Origin of the sequence: Microbacterium sp. p3-SID336 (assembly GCF_025143365.1) — a bacterium.
Classification (GTDB): Bacteria; Actinomycetota; Actinomycetes; order Actinomycetales; family Microbacteriaceae; genus Microbacterium.
In genome coordinates, this window is sequence record NZ_JALXPE010000012.1 from 21,458 (window position 1) to 37,784 (window position 16,327).

A 16,327-nucleotide genomic window follows, 5' to 3' on the forward strand; every position below is an offset into this window, starting at 1 on the left:
AGGTGTGAGGGGATTCCGTCCTTCAAGTCGCGAGATCTCCTTCAGCCGAGGGCAGCCGCCCCCCGCGAGCCGCCGCCGCCGCGAGCCGCCGCCGCGAGCCGCCGCTCGGGAGCCGGCCGCCCCCCGGGAGGCGCCCGCGGGATCAGTCGTGCGCGCGGCGCTCGGCGCGCGTGCGCGGAGCCTGCACCGTGGGCACGGCGTCCGTGTGCACGGCGGGGTGGTCGCGCTCCAGGGCGGCGCCTTCCATGTCGACGTTCGGGATGATGCGGTCGAGCCACCGCGGCAGCCACCACGCCGAACGGCCGAGCAGATGCATGAGCGCGGGCATCAGCAGCATCCGCACCACGAACGCGTCGAGCAGCACGCCGAACGCGAGCCCGAAGCCGATCGAGCGGATGATGGTCGACTCCGAGAAGACGAACCCGCCGAACACCGACACCATGATGAGCGCTGCGGCGATCACGACCGAGCGACCGGCGCGGAAGCCCTGGGCCACGGCGTCCCGCGCGGACGCGCCGTGCACGTACGCCTCGCGCATGCCCGATGCCAGGAACAGCTGGTAGTCCATCGCGAGGCCGAACAGGATTCCCACGAGGATCACGGGCAGGAAGCTCAGGATCGGCCCTGTGCTGTGCAGCCCGATCAGGTCAGCGCCCCAGCCCCACTGGAACACGGCGACGATCAGGCCGTACGTGGCGAACAGCGACAGCACGAAGCCGCCGGTCGCGATGAGCGGCACGAGCAGCGAGCGGAACACCACGATCATGATGAGCAGCGACAGTCCCACGACCACCACGAGGTACAGCGGCAGCACGGCCGCGAGGGCCTCGGAGATGTCGATGTTGGTCGCCGCCTGCCCGGCGACGCCGAGGGTGATGCCGCCGTCGATCTCGGGCAGCGAGCGGAGGTCCTGCACGAGCTTCTCGGTCGAGGCGCTGTTCGGCCCCTCTTCCGGCAGCACCTGGAACGCCAGGAGAGTGTTGTCGTCCGAAGTCGCGATGGGCGCGACGGCGGCGACGTCGTCCTGCTCCGCGATCTTCTCCGCCACGGTCACCTGCGTCGCGAGCAGCTCGTCGTCGCTCACGGCCTCGTCGAGCGTGGCGGTGACCAGCAGCGGGCCGTTCGCGCCCTCGCCGAACTGCTCGTCGACGGCCTGGAACGCCCGGTAACTCGTGGAGTCGGACGGCTCGCTCGATCCGTCCGGCAGCCCCAGACGCATCGACATCGAGGGAATCGCGATGATCAGCAGCGCGACGACGCTCACGACCGCGGTGACCACGGCACGCAGCGTCGACATGCGGCGCACGGGCTTGCCCGCCGCATGCTCCTGGCCGATGGTGGCGCGGGCCTTGCGGCCGAGCAGCCGGGTGCCGACGAGGCCGAGGATCGCCGGGGCGAGCGTGACGGCGACGAGCACGGCGACCGCCACGCACACCGCGCCGACCGTGCCCATGAGCCCGAGGAACGGAACCCCCGTCACGTTCAGGGCGAGCAGCGCCACGATCACGGTCGTGCCGGCGAACACGACGGCGGTGCCCGAGGTGCCCGTGGCGAGCCCGATCGACTCCCGCACGGGCGAGCCCGCGAGCAGCTGCTTGCGGTGCCTGTTCACGATGAAGAGCGAGTAGTCGATGCCGACCGCGAGCCCGAGCATCACGCCGAGGACGGGGGTGACCGACGCCATGTCGACGACCCCCGAGAACGCGAGGGACGAGGTCACGCCGACGCCCACGCCGACCACGGCCGTGATGATCGGGAGCGCGGCGCCGATCAGCGACCCGAGCATCACGATGAGCACGACCGCGGCGAACGCGAGGCCGATCGCCTCGCCCACGCCGAAGATCTCCGGTACGCCCTGGGCGATGTCCGTGCCGAAGTCGACCGTCACCCCGTCGATCGGCTCGTCTTCGAAGTGAGCGATCGCGCCCTGCTTCACCTCTTCGGACAGCTCCAGCCGCGGGTCGGTGAAGGAGATGTTGACGATGGCGGTGGAGCCGTCCTCGGAGACCACGCCGATGCCGTCCGCGAGGTCGAGGAGCGTCGCGCCCTGCTCGACCTGGGTCGCATTCGCGTCGAGTTCCGCGCGGTTCGCGTCGATCGTGGCCTGCTGCGCCTCGAGCTGCGCGAGCTGGGCGTTCAGCTCCGCGAGCTGTGCGTCGAGGGCTGCGGTCTGCGCGGCGGGCGCTCCGGCGGCCTCGGCCTGAGCCCTGGCAGCCGTGAGCTGATCCAGGCCGCTCTGCAGCTGCGTGCGACCCGCGTCGAGCTGAGCCTGTCCGGCGTCGAGCTGCGCGCGGCCGCTGTCGAGCTGCGCCTGTCCGTCGGCGAGCTGCTGCGCCTGTGCGGCCTGCTGCTGCTGTGCGTCGAACGGGTCGACCACGGAGGCGACGCCGTCGAGATCCTCCGCGCTCGCGGCGAGGTCGGAGATCTGCTGCTTCTGCTCGTCGGTGAAGGGCTCGCCGTCCTCGGTGCGGTAGACGACGGTGCCGGTGCCGCCCGCGGTGTCCGGCAGCTTCTTCGCGAGCTGGTCGGTGACGGCTCCTGAGGCCGTGCCCGGGATGTCGAAGCTGTTGCTCAGCGTGCCGCCGAGCGCGAGGAAGGCGCCGACGCCGAGGCCGAGGATCACGATCCAGGAGACGATCACCGTCCACGCCTTGCGTGCAGCGAACGAACCCAGACGGAACAGCAGTGAAGCCACGTGATCTCCTTCAGACGAAAAGAGCATACGGCACGTCTCGTCTAGGGTTCTGTGGCTATCCTGAACGGATGGCGAACGAGCACCACCGGAGCGGCCCCGTGCGCAGTACCGCGGCCCGTGAGGCGATCCTCGAGGCGACCGCCCGGCTCTTCCACAACCACGGCTACGACCGACTCACGATCGAGGGAATCGCCAAGGAGGCCGGCGTCGGCAAGCAGACCATCTACCGCTGGTGGCCGTCCCGCGGCGCGCTGATCGGCGAGTGCCTGGCTGAGGGGCGGCTCATCCCCGTCGACTTCGTCGTGCCCGACACCGGAGACCTCGCCGCCGACGTCGAGACGTGGCTGCGCAGCGTGCTCTCGATCCTGGAGGAGCCGCAGGGTGGCGTGCTGCTGCGCTCGCTCGTGGCCGCCGCCACCGAGGACGCCTCGGTGGGCGTGCACCTCGGCGAGAGCCTGGGAGTGGAGAAGTACCTGTCCGAGCGGCTGCGCGGCGGCATCCGCGACGGTCAGCTGCCGGAAGAAGCCCCCGTGGAGCAGCTCGGCCGGGCGATCCTCGGCGCGATCATCGTGGAATCCCTCGGCCGGGGATCGCACGACCCCAGCTCGGTCGTCGCGCTGACCCGCTTCCTGTTCGCCCGCTAGCTGTTCTGCGGTTCCGCGGGAGGTCGCACGACGGCGCAGTTTCTGCGCGAGGCCACACGCGTTCGGGAAATCCCTGCGCCGTGGGGTCGAATCTGCGACGCCAGTGCTGAGTGGAGCGTGAGCGCGGTCAGCGCGGGCTCGGGAGCGGGGGTCGCGAGCGTGGCGTCGCGCGGGGGGTCGCAGTTTCTGCGCGACGTCGCACGCGTTCGTGGAATCACTGCGACGCGAGCGCGAGGCTGCGACGCGAGCGCAAGGCTGCGACGCGAGCGCAAGGCTGCGACGCGAGCGCAAGGCTGCGACGCGAGCGCAAGGCAGCGACGCGAGCGCAAGGCAGCGACGCGAGCGCAAGGCTGCGACGCGAGCGCAAGGCAGCGACGCGAGCGCGGGGCTGCGACCTCAGCCGAGGAGGAGCGTGAGCACGGTCGCGCCGCCGCCGCCGAGGATCAGCGCGATGATCACGGTCCACGCGACGATCCGCATACGCCGGTTGCGCTTCTCGCCGAGGTCGCCGTAGTCCTCGCTGAGTCCGTCGCTCATGCGTTCACCTGCTCGGTCACGGTCGGGCCGAAGTACGACGGCAGCGTGGCCTGCGAGCGCTCGCGCAGCTCGGCCGCCGACACGGTGAACACGTCCTGCACCTCGAGCTGCGGCTCGCTGTCGGTCACGCCGATGCGCAGGACCGGGTAGCCGCGCCCCTCGCACAGCCCGCGGAACTTCACGTCGTCCTCGCGGGGCACCGTCACGAGCACCCGGCCGGTCGACTCGGAGAACAGGGCCGTAGCCGCATCCACTTCGTCGCGCTCCATGAGCTCGGTCAGCCACACGCGGGCGCCGACGCCGAACCGCATCACGCCCTCGGCCAGGGCCTGCGCCAGCCCGCCCTCGGACAGGTCGTGCGCGGAGGAGATCAGCCACTCGTCGCGGGCCGCGGCCAGCAGCCCGGCCAGACGCTTCTCGCCGGCCAGGTCGACCTTCGGAGGACGGCCGCCGAGGTGCTGGTGCACGACCTCGGCCCAGGCGGAACCGGACAGCTCGGTCTGCGTGGTGCCGAGCAGGTAGATGTTCTGACCCTCGTCCTGCCACCCGGAGGGGATGCGGCGGGACACGTCGTCGATGATGCCGAGCACACCCACGAGCGGGGTCGGGTGGATCGGCACGTCGCCGGTCTGGTTGTAGAAGGAGACGTTGCCGCCCGTGACCGGAGTGCCGAGCTCGTAGCAGCCGTCGGCGAGGCCGTCGACCGTCTGGCCGAACTGCCACATGACCTCGGGGTTCTCGGGCGAGCCGAAGTTCAGGCAGTCGGTGATCGCGGTGGGCACGGCGCCCGTGACGGCGACGTTGCGGTAGGCCTCGGCCAGTGCGAGCTGCGCGCCCGCGTACGGGTCGAGCTGGCAGTAGCGGCCGTTCGCGTCGGTCGCGATCGAGAATCCGAGGCCGGACTCCTCGTCCACGCGGATCATGCCGGCGTCGTCCGGGAAGCTCAGGGCGGTGTTGCCGAGCACGTAGTAGTCGTACTGGTTGGTGATCCAGCGGGTGTCGGCGAGGTTCGGGCTCGCGACGAGCGCCAGGAACTGCTCGCGCAGGGTCTCCGGGTCGTTCGCGCGGGGCAGGTTCTCCGCGGCGTCGGCCTGCAGCGCGTCGATCCAGGTCGGGTAGGCGACGGGACGGTCGTAGACGGGTCCGTCGACCGCGACGGTGGACGGGTCGACGTCGACGATCCGCTCGCCCTGCCAGTCGATGATGAGGCGGCCGTCGCCGGTGACCTCGCCGAGCACGGAGGTCTCGACCTCCCACTTCTCGACGACCTTCAGGAACGCGTCGAGCTTCTCGGGCGCGACGATCGCCATCATGCGCTCCTGCGACTCCGACATGAGGATCTCCTCGGCCGTGAGCGTGGGGTCGCGCAGCAGCACGTTGTCGAGCGAGACGTGCATGCCGCTGTTGCCGTTCGCGGCGAGCTCGCTCGTCGCGCAGGAGATGCCCGCGGCGCCGAGGTCCTGGATCGCCTCGACCAGCTCGCCGCGGTACAGCTCCAGGCAGCACTCGATCAGCACCTTCTCGGCGAACGGGTCGCCCACCTGCACCGCGGGGCGCTTGGTCGGGCCGGTCGAGTCGAACGAGTCGGACGCCAGGATGCTCGCACCGCCGATGCCGTCGCCGCCCGTGCGGGCGCCGAACAGCACGACCTTGTTGCCCACGCCTGTCGCGTTGGCGAGCTTGAGGTCTTCGTGACGGAGCACACCCACCGCGAGTGCGTTGACGAGCGGGTTCGCCTGGTAGACGCTGTCGAAGACGGTCTCGCCGCCGATGTTCGGCAGGCCCAGGCAGTTGCCGTAGAAGCTGATGCCGCTCGTGACGCCGTGCACGACGCGGGCGGTGTCCGGGTGGTCGATCGCGCCGAAGCGCAGCGCGTCCATGACGGCGACGGGACGGGCGCCCATCGAGATGATGTCGCGGACGATGCCGCCGACACCCGTTGCCGCGCCCTGGAACGGTTCGATGAACGACGGATGGTTGTGCGACTCCGCCTTGAACGTGACGGCCCAGCCCTCACCGACGTCGATGACGCCCGCGTTCTGGCCCATGCCGACCATGAGGCGTTCCTTCATCTCGTCGGAGACCTTCTGGCCGAAGCGGCGCAGGTAGTTCTTGCTCGACTTGTACGAGCAGTGCTCCGACCACATCACCGAGTACATCGCCAGCTCGCCCGAGGTGGGGCGGCGGCCGAGGATCTCCTTGATGCGCGCGTACTCGTCGTCCTTGAGGCCGAGGGCGCCGTACGGCTGCTCCTTCTCGGGGGTCGCGATCGCGTTCTCGACGGAGTCGGGGACGTGCTGGGGGGAAGAGGCAGGGGCGGTGGTCACGCGCACTCCAAGGGAAGGGGCCAGCGGGGCGTCTTCAGTCTACCGGCGCGGGTGAGGGTGCCTCTCCGGCGGGGCTGGGGACCGCAGGCGGTGATGCGTCGAGCCGAGGCGGGATGAGAGAAGGTGCTCGGGCCCACGACGGGGACGAGACCGGGAGGCCGCTCTGGCGCGCGGCCTCCGCAAGCTCCTGATCGTAGGTGAGGACCGCGGAGATCGTGTCTTTCAGCCGGATCGCCGTCGCGAGGTGGAGGGCGTCCATCGCGCGCAGGCCCGAGTGGAGGTCGATCGCGCGGATCATCGTCTCGTCATCGAGTGAGACGAGGGAGATGTGCGAGAGGAGATCGTCGACCCGCTCATGGCGGAGGGAGCGTCGATCCGCCACGGCATGCAGCTCGACGGCGAGAAGCCGGGACGCCACGAACTCGGTGCCGTCGGCGAACAGGTGGAGCACGGCGGCGCTCTCCGCCTCGTCGATGAGTGCTTTCACGGCCGCGGACGTGTCGAGGAAGATCACAGTCGATCCGCGCGGATCTCGTTCAGGGTCTCAGCCGTGGGGACGGTGTCGGGCACGGGGGCGTGGGCGAGTGCGCCTGTTCTCGTCGGAAGTGTCACGCGTCCGCTGGCGATCAATCGCGTCCACTCGGTCTCCGCTGGCGGAGACAGCTCGGCGATCGGTCGGCCTCGATCGGTCACCGTCAGATGCTCACCCGCGGTGACCCGCGCCAGTACCTTGGCCGTCTGCTGATTGAGCTCGGTCTTCGTCACTGTCCCCATCCTTCGAGTCTACGGAGTGAGTACTAGAAGTACTAGATTCGACCGGCGAACCTGGCGTGGGGTCGATCGGAAACCTCGGTCGACCACGGCCCCTCTCCCCGCGGTGATGCCGACGATCACGGAGCCGGCGGCCGAACCGGTCGTGTCGAGACCGATCGTCCGTCGTCTGGCCATTCAAGCGAACGGCGGGGCGTGTGGTCGTGAGGTCCACCGCATTCTTCCGCGATCTGGGAAAGCTCGCAGGGGCTGCGGAATCAGGAGGAGGAGTCGGCTACCCCTGTACCCGCCGCGGCGAAGCGCCCCGCGAGCACGGCCGCGGCCTCCCGCAGCTCCGCCGGTCCCACGACCGCGAACGGCGCGTCGAACCGGGTGACCGCAGCGAGCACGCCGACCCACGACCAGGAGCCGACCGTGACGCGGCACGAGTCATCCGACAGTCCCACCACCTCGCCGTCGCCGACCCACGGCGCCACCTCTCGTGCGGGCAGCGCGAGGTCCACCTCGCCCGTGCACGGCCAGCGGTCCTCCGTCGTCGAGCCCTTGGCGCGGGCGGCGAGGTAGGTCTGCGCGTCCGCGGCGGGCAGCTCGCGCGGCGTGAACGACGGCCCGACGGGAACGCGGGGCTGCAGGCGGTCGAGGCGATACGTGCGCCAGTCGGCCGCGTCGACGTCCCACGCCAGCAGGTACCAGCGTCCCTCGCGCGCCACGACGGCGTGGGGTTCCGTGCGCCGGGGCGGGCGGTCCAGGGCAGGGCCGTAGTCGAAGCGCAGCACCTTCCGGTCGCGCACGGCCGCGCTCACCGCCTCCAGCACGGCGGGGTCCACGCGGACCTCGGCCGGTGCTCCGGTGAAGCGGATCCCGTCGACGCGGTGCCGGAGGCGCGACGGCATCACCTGGCGCACGGTCGCGAGCGCGCGCTGCGCCTCCTCGGTGACCTCGACCCCGCTCGCGCTCGCGCTCTGCAGGGCCACCGCGATCGCGACGGCCTGATCGTCGTCGAACAGCAGCGGCGGCAGCTCCGACCCCGCCTCGAGGCGGTAGCCGCCGTACGGGCCCTTGCTCGACCCGATGCGGTAGCCGAGCTCGCGCAGCCGGTCGACGTCACGGCGCACCGTCCGGGGCGTGATGCCGAGGCGGTCGGCGAGCTCCCCGCCCGGCCAGTCGCGCCTCGCCTGCAGCAGGGACAGCAGCGCGAGCATGCGGGAGGAGCTTCCGGTCATGGCTCCATTGTGTGCGAGAAGAGGACCGAAGTTGTCCTCTACCGCTGTGAGAGTGGGGTCATACGGTCCGAACGGCGGGCCACATCTCGGAGGACACCATGACTCTCACCACCACCACTCATTTGAACTTCCGCGGCACGGCGCGTCAGGCGCTCGACTTCTACCGGTCCGTGTTCGGCGGCGAGGTCACGCTCGCGACCTACGGACAGTTCGGACTGCCGGAGGGGGCGCCCGGTTTCGACAAGATCGTGTTCGGGCAGCTCGACGGCCCGGTGCGGCTGATGGCCTACGACATCCCCGGCCAGGATGACCCCGACCCCGCCGCCACCGCGGGAGCGACCACGCGCGAGCACGGCACCACCGTCACCGACCGCACGTTCTTCCAGTCGCTGCGGGCGAGCTCGCTCGACGAGGCGCAGGAGTCGTGGGACCGGCTCGCCGAGGGGGCGACCGTCGTGGAGCCGCTCGCTGCATCGGCCTGGTCGGCGGGCTTCGGCATGCTGACCGACCGGTTCGGCGTGACCTGGGTCGTCGACGTCGCCGCCTGACCCGGGAGCGGCGTGCACAACTCAGGAGTGACTCCGTGCGAAGCCCGGAAACGGCGGATTCCGGGCTACGCGGAACGGGTTCTCCTGAGTTGTGCACGCGCAGGCGTCACACCGGGGGCCACTGGGGGTGCCGGGCGACCGCGACCCTCGCGCGCAGGTCGGTCAGTACGCGGGAGTCCGGCACGTCCGCCTCGTCGCCGACGCCGAGCCCCGGGCCCGCGGCGAGCCTCGGTGCGGTGGCAAGGCCTCGGTCCGGGGTGCGCGGGGCGTGCGGACTCAGGTCCTCGTCCAACCCCGAGTCCGCGTCGGGATCCAGGCGCGCGGCGGGACCAGGGCCTTCGGCGAGCCCCGAATCCTCCGCGAGCCCGAGCCCCAGTCCCTCGGCGAGGTTCAGCGCGAGCAGCGCGTGCCCGGCGGCGCTCGGGTGGAACGCGTCGTCGAGCAGGCCCCACGGCACCCCCTCGTTGCCGGGGCCGGTGCCTGCGGAGAAGGCACTGAACGCGGCGTGCTGGTCGATCAGCACCGCGTCGTCACGCGCCGCCACGTCCCGAACGGCCTGCGCGAACTCCCCCAGGCGCGCGCGGTCCGGGGCGTGCGCCAGGTCGGCCGGCGGCGGCGTCTGCAGCACCGGAACGGCTCCGAGTGCTCGCACCCGCCGCACGAACTCCGTGATCGATTGCGCGAACGCCGGCACCTCGATCACGGGGTCGAGCCACTGCGTGGTGCAGTCGTTCGTCCCGATCAGCAGTGTCACCACGTCCGGCTGCCACCGGGTCACGCGGCGCTCGAAGTCGTCCAGGATCAGGTCGGCGCGCCACCCCGTGATGGCCGTGTTGATCACCGTGTCCTGTATGCGGCCGAGGTCGCCGCGGATCAGCTCGTGCAGGTGGTCGACGTAGTTCCTGGCCCCGCGGGTGTGGATGAGGCCGTGCGTGATCGAGTCGCCCGTGCACACCCAGGTGAGCGGCGCCCCGGAGGCCAGCAGCCCCCGGAGCGCCGCGCGGTCGTCCGTCATCCGGTGACCTTGAGCTGCACGTCGATGAACCGCGGACGGTAGATCGAGGCGTCGTCGTACACGTCGCCCACGTTGTCGAACGTGTTCACGTTGTACGACACCAGGAGGCGGTTGCCCTGGCGCAGGTTGGGGTGCTCGTGCGCGTTGTAGGTGAACACGTCCGGGTCGCCGTAGCTGCCCAGGGCTCCCGTCTCCGGTGTGCGGTACAGCTCGACCGGGTCGGTGAACGGGCCGACCGGCGAGCAGGACATGCGGGCGACGATGCGCGTGCTGAACAGCTCCGACGTGTCCTGCGTGACGAGCAGGTAGCCGTCGCGGAACGGCGCCACGCTGAACTCGTTCGCGACGTACGGCACCACCGGCACCGCGTCGGTCTCGGCGGCCGACCAGCCCGAGCCGTTCCAGTACGTCCAGGTGCCCTTGAGGCCGTCGCGGTCCTGCACCCGGGCGACATAGGCGGAGCGCACCCCGCCCGGGTCGGCAATGCCGTAGACGTAGGTGGTGCCGCGCTCCTCCAGGGTCCACGAGCCCCAGTTGATGCCGGTCGCGGAGGGGAGGTCGTCGATCGACTCCAGCTGCAGGGTCTGCCCGTCGAGCGTCGCCAACCGGTTCGCGGTCCAGGCGAAGTCCCACTGGCCGGTGCCGGTGCGCGCGAACTGCAGCAGCGGCACCTGCACGGTGCCGTCGCGGCCGGGGGTCGGATCGCCGATCCAGTACCACTTTCCATCGGGCTCGGGCGGGATGATGCCGGCGGGGTCCTCAGGGGTGCCGCCGGTGATGGTGGTGAGGTCGCCCTGGCGGTCCTGCACGACCACGGAGTTGTTCACGAAGGGCGAGTCGGTGGGCCGCGAGCCGTCCGGGTTCACCGTGCCGAGGAACGTGTCGGAGAAGAACCATCCGGTCTTCCCCTTGCCGAGCGGGAGGGAGTACGTGCTGTCGCCTCCGGTCCACTCGCCGCCCGTGTCGCCGTAGGTGGTGAAGGTGTCCGTCAGGTCCTGGTTCACGGTGGCGGTGGCGGTCAGCGTCTTGTCCACCAGGGAGCACCGTCCTGCTCCGGAGCCGTTGCCGTTGGCGCCGCCCGCCGGGACGGCCGCGGTGGCCGGGGCGGCGAACAGCGCGCCCGCCCCCAGTGCTGCCGCGGCGAGTCCCGCCGCGATCGTGCGTCGTTTCATGTCGATCACTCCTTCGTGTTCGGGTCCTGCGTCGTGCCGGGTCCTGCGTCGTCTCGGGTGGTGCTCTCGTGTCGTGTCGGTCTCGTGTCGGGTCGTCCTGCTCGGATCGCCCTGTGTCGTCTCGTTCTGCGTCGTGTCGGTCCTGCGTCGTGCCGGGTCCTGCGTCGTGTCGGTCCTGCGTCGTGCCGGTCCTGCTCGTGTCGCCGGAGGGGGTCAGCGCCCGGGGGTGTCGGTGATGCTCCCCGCGGCGTCGATGTCGTAGCTGCGGCCGCCCACCCGCAGGCCGCGGAGCACGGCGTGCGGGTCGAGCGCTGCGACGCACCCCGCCGCGCGCACCGTGCCGTCGGCCGCGACCGACACCCCGAACAGGGCCTCGATCACGAGCTCGATCCAGGCGCCAGACGAGGAGCACGCCCAGTCGATGATGTACGGCAGCTGTGGTGGGGCCTTGCGCGCGCCGCCGTTGATGCCCGGCACGGCCTCCTCCACGAAGTGCGCCTGCCCCATGGGACCCTGGTTCGCGGTGCGGGAGAGTCCTTCGACCCACGTGGTCAGCACCTCGGGTGCCCCGAGCGCCGCGAGCGCGCGACCGGCGTCGGCGGGCCACGCGGGGTAGGCGCCGTTCCACTGATGGTCGGGTCGCGGGCTGTAGCTCGCGTCGGGGTCCCAGGGCGAGAGCGCCCGCATCCAGTTGTCGGTCTGCAGCTCGCGCTGGAAGAAGTCCACCATCTCGGCGCGGATCCCCGGCGCCAGGTCGTCGGCGATGGTCGTGCCGACGATGCTGAAGTCGTAGCAGTGCCGCACGGGCAGCAGCGTCCCGTCGGGCTGCCCGGCGGCGAAGACCCCGGTCCCCGGCAGGTAGCGCTCGATCACGGCCGGCAGCAGCGCGTCGGCCTCGGAGCGCAGCGCGCTCGCCGCGGTCTCGTCGCCCTGGAGCGCCGCGAGCTCGGCGGCCGTGCGCATGCTCCACACGTTCGCGGCGTTGAGGCTCGCCACCTCGTGCGTGTACGAGCTGACGCACTCCAGCAGGTTGTCGATCTCGCCGTAGTCGGCCAGCGCGGTGTCGCGGCGCAGCTCCTGCCAGGCGGTCGCCCACTGGCGCACGGAGGCCGCGACGGTCTGGTCGCCCACGAGTTCGTCGAGGAAAGCCACATCGCCCGTGAAGCGCACGTAGTCGTGCACGAGCCGGGTCATCGCGTAGTCGTTCACGGAGTACCAGCGGCCCACCGGGCCCCCCGTGAGCGAGGACGTGCCGAAATGCGAGTGGATGTCGAGGGAGATCCAGTGCCGCACCTGGTTGCGCATCTCCGCGGGGTCGAGCAGCGCGTGGCTGACGGCGCTGAGGCTGTAGTCCCAGATGAACGTGGTGGTGCCCCAGTAGTTCGGCATCAGCGTGTCGTACGACCGCCCGAGCACGTTCCCGGCGAAGTCGCGGCGGAACCAGACCACGCCCAGGGCCGCCCACCAGTAGAGGCGTCGCAGCGGGACGGAGGCCGTGTCGAGCACGGGCAGCGCGCCGGAGAACTCGTCGTCGTCGGGGTCGAACGCGGCGTGCAGCTGCCGGTTCCAGAACTCCTCTGCGGCGGCCACGGCCCCCGGCACGTCCGCCGACACCGCGTCCCACGTGGCGCGTGCCTCCGCCTCGCTCAGCCCGATGGCCTGCACGAAACCGGTGCGCGCGGAGCCCTCGGCCGGCACGGTCAGCACGGCCGTGAGCTCTCCGCCGCGACCGTTGCCGCCGATGCCCGTGTCGAACGCGTCGGGCAGCTCGGCGACACCGCTCAGCGCCGCGGAACCCCCGGTGAGCCCTTGCACGCTCCAGGCCGCGCCGTCGGCCGACCCGAACACGAGGCGCTCGCCGTCGACCGTCGCGGTGTCGCGCTCGGACGGAGACTCGGCGTCGAGCCACGCCTCGGCCGACCGGGTGACGCGGGCCGCGGCCGAGAGCCCGATCCGCACTTCGCGCTCCGCTGCTCCGAGGTTCCGCACCACGATGTCGATCGCCACCGCGGTCTTGCCCGGTGCGCACACGGTCGTGGTCTCGAGCTCGAGCTCGCCGAGGGTCGCGCGACGCACCACTCGGTCCGGCCGCCACTCGTGCGTGACGGGAACGCCGTACGACGCGAACAGCCGGCCGTCGACGAACAGCATGGCGGTCTGCGTGAGCCCCTGCGACACGGGCGGGAACTGCACGGCGCTGAGCGCGGTGAGGTCGTGGTCGACCCGCACCGTGCCGAGCATGTTCGTGAGGCCCGTGGGCGCGATCATGTCGTCGTAGTGGTGGGTGACCGCATCGGCGGCGAGATCCTCGACGGTGGGGATGAGCGGATGCATGATGCCTTTCGCGGGCGGGTGGGTCAGTACTGTCCGAGGGCGAGGCCCTTGGCGAAGAACCGCTGCGTGCAGAGGAACAGGATGACGGTGGGCAGGGACACCAGCACGGCCGCGGCGAGCACGACCGACATCTGCGCGCCGCCGTAGGTGCTCTGCATGCCGGAGAGCGTCGTGATGATGGGGCGGATGTCGTCGGACTGGCTGAGCGTGAGGCCGAGCAGCAGATCGTTCCACACGAACGTGGCCTGCAGGATGAAGATCGCGACCAGGGCGCTCGACGCCATCGGCAGGTACATCCGGCTGAAGATGCGCCAGGTGGTGGCGCCGTCGAGCACCGCGGCCTCGAACACGTTGTGCGCGACGCCGGTGAAGAAGTTCCGCATCACGAACGCCGAGAACGGGATGGAGATCGCGGTGTAGATGATGACCATGCCCACGCGGGTGTCGAACAGGCCGATGCGCGAGTATGCGTCGAACAGCGGCAGCAGCACCATCTGCAGCGGGAACACGGTCCCGCCGAAGATCACGACGAACCACAGGAAGCCCCGCTTCAGCCGCAGCGCCACGATCGCGAAGCCGGCGGCGGCGCCCACGACCACGGCGATCGCGGGCGACACGACCGAGTAGATGAGGGTGCTCAGGATGCTGTCGCCGAGGCCGGACAGCTCGAACGCCTGCGCGAAGTTCTCGAACAGGTGGAAGTCGGTGGGCAGCCACGACTCCTTCGAGGTGAAGGTCGTCGGGTCCTTCATGGCGTTCACGACGAGCAGGTAGGCGGGCAGCAGCCACACGATCCCGAGGATGACGAGGATGCTCGTCCGGATGATCTTGGCCATCACATCTCCTTCTTCGGGGACAGCTGCTGACGCAGGTACAGCACCGAGGCGATCAGGGTGATGACGGTGAGGAACACCGCGATCGCCGAGCCGAGCCCGTAGTCGCTGTTCACGAACGTCTCCTTGTACATGGTGAGCGCGAGGGTCTCCGACACGGTGCCCGGTCCGCCCTTGGTCATGCCCCACACGATGTCGAAGGTCTTCAGGCTCGCGACGATGGAGAGTCCGACGACCACGGCCGTGAGCGGGCGCAGCATGGGCCACAGGATGCTGGTGAAGAGGCGGATGCCGCCGGCGCCGTCGATGCGCGCGGCCTCCAGCGGCTCCTTCGGGATGGCCTGCAGCCCGATCGTGAACAGCAGTGCGTTCACGCCGACGCCCTGCCACGACGAGGCGATGATCATCACCACGGTGTTGAGCGGCGCGTCGAGGAGCCACCGCGGCGGGTCGGTCACCCCGAACGCCGCGAGGGCCTGGTCGAGCGCCCCGCCGGAGGAGAGGATGAACGACCACACCACGCCGACGCCGATGCCGGAGAGGGCGTAGGGGATGAGGAAGGGGAGGCGCAGCCAGATGCCCCCGCCGAGGTTCCAGGTGAGCAGCGCGATCGCCAGACCGATGCCGACCGGGATGATCAGGGTGCCGATGACCCAGAGCACGGTGTTCATCGCAGAGCCCACGAAGTCGGCGTCGGTGAACATCTCGACGTAGTTGTCGAGCCCGATCCAGTCGGGGCTGCCGAGGCCGTTGTACTTCGTGAAGCTGAGGAACACCGTCCACAGCAGCGGAAGGTAGAGCAGGACCGCCACCAGGATCACGCCCGGGGCGATGAAGCCCCGGGCGGACCACTGGTACGGCGTCTTCTGATGCGCCATCCGCCCGCTTACTCCTGCTCTGCCCAGTACTTGTCGGCGGTGGCCTGGATCTTCTCCAGGAACGGCATCGGGTCGCCCGGGTTGGCGTTGAACGCGCCGAACTGCTCGATCGCGGTGGTCACGATCTCCGTGGGCATGGCCTCGAAGAACCGGTCGTAGAGCGAGTAGTCCTCGCCGGCGATCTGCTCGCCGAGCTCGGCCAGAGCGGGGTCGGAGACCTCGGCCTTCGGGTTGAAGGCCACGTCGCCGTGCGCCTCGTTCCACGCGGTCTGGGCCTCGGGGGACATCCACCACTCGGCGTAGGCGAGACCGAGGTCGCGCTGCTTCGAGTTCTCGGCGGTGCAGATCGGGCCCGACTCGACGGCCACCGGGGTGGTGTCGAGGTCGCCGTTCACGGCCGGGATGGCGAACATGCCGTAGTCGTCGGCGGTCATGCCGGCGCCTTCGAGGTTGCCGGCGAAGAACGTGCCGAAGTTGATCATGGCGTAGTCGCCCTGCTTGAGGCCGACCGCGGGGTCGGTGGTGCTGCCCGCGTCGCTGAACCAGCCGTTCTCCTGCTCCTCGAGCCAGACGTTCATGATGTCGACGATCTCGGGGTCGGTGTACTTCACGTCGCCGGTGGTGAGCCCGGCGTACAGCTCCGGGTCGGTCGAGGCGACGAGGTGCTGGAACCACTGGAAGGTGAACAGCACGCTGGTCTGGTAGTACGGCGTGACGCCCGCGCTCTTGAGGGTCTCGGCCGCGGTGTTCAGCTCGTCCCACGTGGTGGGGACCTCGACGCCGTTGTCGGCGAAGGCGGCCTTGTTGTAGAACATGATCCAGTACGCGATGTTCATGGGCACGCAGTACTGCTTGCCGTCGAACGTGTAGCTGTCGCGGAGGTCTTCGCTCACCCAGCCCTCGTCGACCGCCTTCGACCAGATGTCGGTGGTCTCGGCGACCAGGCCCTCGTCCACGAGCTGCTTGAGCGAGTCGCCGGTGTGCCAGGTGAAGAGGCCGGGCGACTTGTCGGTGCGGAACGACTGCTTGATGAAGGCGTCGTACTGGTTGGCGTCCGAGTAGCCGGTGGTCTTGAGGGTGATGTCGACGGCTTCGCCGCTGACCTCGTTGAGGGACTCGAAGTCCGGCTTCCACGCCGCCTTGTCTGTGTAGAAGTCGAGCGTGCCGGTGACCTCTCCCCCGTCGTCCCCGCCTCCGGAGTCGCTGGAGCACCCGGCGAGGGCCAGGCTGCCGAGGAGGAGACCGGCCGCGGCGGCGGCGATCGTGCGTCGCGAAATCATTCAGAACTCCCTTGTTCGTATTGGTATCGTTACCAGAAATCTGGTCTCACGATACCGAGGTGATGACTGC

The 16,327-nt window shown here is 70.3% G+C and carries 14 protein-coding genes; 2 read left to right on the forward strand and 12 right to left on the reverse strand.

Annotated elements, in window-relative coordinates:
• Positions 1-142: 142 nt before the first annotated feature.
• Positions 143-2,695, reverse strand: a complete 2,553-nt coding sequence (locus tag M3C17_RS05115; protein ID WP_259976568.1) for an MMPL family transporter — start codon at positions 2,693-2,695, stop codon at positions 143-145.
• 68 nt (positions 2,696-2,763) lie between these two features.
• Between M3C17_RS05115 and M3C17_RS05120 the strand changes: the two genes are divergently transcribed.
• Complete coding sequence (locus M3C17_RS05120; protein WP_259976569.1) at positions 2,764-3,339, forward strand: TetR/AcrR family transcriptional regulator; 576 nt, start codon at positions 2,764-2,766, stop codon at positions 3,337-3,339.
• Between the two features lie 396 nt (positions 3,340-3,735).
• Here M3C17_RS05120 and M3C17_RS05125 read toward each other — a convergent pair whose 3' ends face one another.
• The 5 genes from M3C17_RS05125 to M3C17_RS05145 form a co-directional block, all read right to left on the reverse strand.
• The gene (locus M3C17_RS05125) at positions 3,736-3,876 is read right to left on the reverse strand and encodes a hypothetical protein (RefSeq protein WP_259976570.1); all 141 of its coding nucleotides are present in this window, start codon (positions 3,874-3,876) and stop codon (positions 3,736-3,738) included.
• Positions 3,873-6,203, reverse strand: a complete 2,331-nt coding sequence (purL, locus tag M3C17_RS05130; protein WP_259976571.1) for a phosphoribosylformylglycinamidine synthase subunit PurL — start codon at positions 6,201-6,203, stop codon at positions 3,873-3,875. The genes M3C17_RS05125 and purL overlap by 4 nt, the downstream gene beginning before the upstream one ends.
• Before the next feature lie 34 nt (positions 6,204-6,237).
• The gene (locus tag M3C17_RS05135; RefSeq protein WP_259976572.1) at positions 6,238-6,717 is read right to left on the reverse strand and encodes a type II toxin-antitoxin system VapC family toxin; all 480 of its coding nucleotides are present in this window, start codon (positions 6,715-6,717) and stop codon (positions 6,238-6,240) included.
• Positions 6,714-6,977, reverse strand: a complete 264-nt coding sequence (locus M3C17_RS05140; RefSeq protein WP_259976573.1) for a type II toxin-antitoxin system Phd/YefM family antitoxin — start codon at positions 6,975-6,977, stop codon at positions 6,714-6,716. The genes M3C17_RS05135 and M3C17_RS05140 overlap by 4 nt, the downstream gene beginning before the upstream one ends.
• A gap of 254 nt (positions 6,978-7,231) precedes the next feature.
• A complete protein-coding gene (locus tag M3C17_RS05145) occupies positions 7,232-8,197 on the reverse strand; it encodes a YafY family protein (protein ID WP_259976574.1) in 966 nt (321 codons plus the stop codon).
• Positions 8,198-8,295: 98 nt separating this feature from the next.
• Here M3C17_RS05145 and M3C17_RS05150 point away from each other — a divergent pair, with 98 nt between their 5' ends.
• Positions 8,296-8,745, forward strand: coding sequence for a VOC family protein (locus M3C17_RS05150; RefSeq protein ID WP_259976575.1), 450 nt, complete (start codon positions 8,296-8,298; stop codon positions 8,743-8,745).
• 106 nt (positions 8,746-8,851) lie between these two features.
• On the opposite strand, the gene M3C17_RS05155 is transcribed toward M3C17_RS05150, so the two are convergent.
• From M3C17_RS05155 to M3C17_RS05180, 6 genes are all read right to left on the reverse strand, one after another.
• Positions 8,852-9,760: an SGNH/GDSL hydrolase family protein gene (locus tag M3C17_RS05155; RefSeq protein ID WP_259976576.1), complete on the reverse strand. Its 909-nt coding sequence runs from the start codon at positions 9,758-9,760 to the stop codon at positions 8,852-8,854.
• Entirely contained in the window at positions 9,757-10,932 is a 1,176-nt protein-coding gene (locus tag M3C17_RS05160; protein ID WP_259976577.1) for a DUF4185 domain-containing protein, read from the reverse strand. Before M3C17_RS05160 ends, M3C17_RS05155 begins: the two co-directional genes overlap by 4 nt.
• A 213-nt stretch (positions 10,933-11,145) precedes the next feature.
• A complete protein-coding gene (locus tag M3C17_RS05165) occupies positions 11,146-13,266 on the reverse strand; it encodes a hypothetical protein (RefSeq protein ID WP_259976578.1) in 2,121 nt (706 codons plus the stop codon).
• A 23-nt stretch (positions 13,267-13,289) separates the two neighbouring features.
• Positions 13,290-14,102, reverse strand: coding sequence for a carbohydrate ABC transporter permease (locus M3C17_RS05170; protein WP_259976579.1), 813 nt, complete (start codon positions 14,100-14,102; stop codon positions 13,290-13,292).
• Complete coding sequence (locus tag M3C17_RS05175; protein ID WP_259976580.1) at positions 14,102-14,977, reverse strand: carbohydrate ABC transporter permease; 876 nt, start codon at positions 14,975-14,977, stop codon at positions 14,102-14,104. The genes M3C17_RS05170 and M3C17_RS05175 overlap by 1 nt, the downstream gene beginning before the upstream one ends.
• An 8-nt stretch (positions 14,978-14,985) precedes the next feature.
• Positions 14,986-16,257: an ABC transporter substrate-binding protein gene (locus M3C17_RS05180; protein ID WP_259976581.1), complete on the reverse strand. Its 1,272-nt coding sequence runs from the start codon at positions 16,255-16,257 to the stop codon at positions 14,986-14,988.
• Between the last annotated feature and the right edge of the window lie 70 nt (positions 16,258-16,327).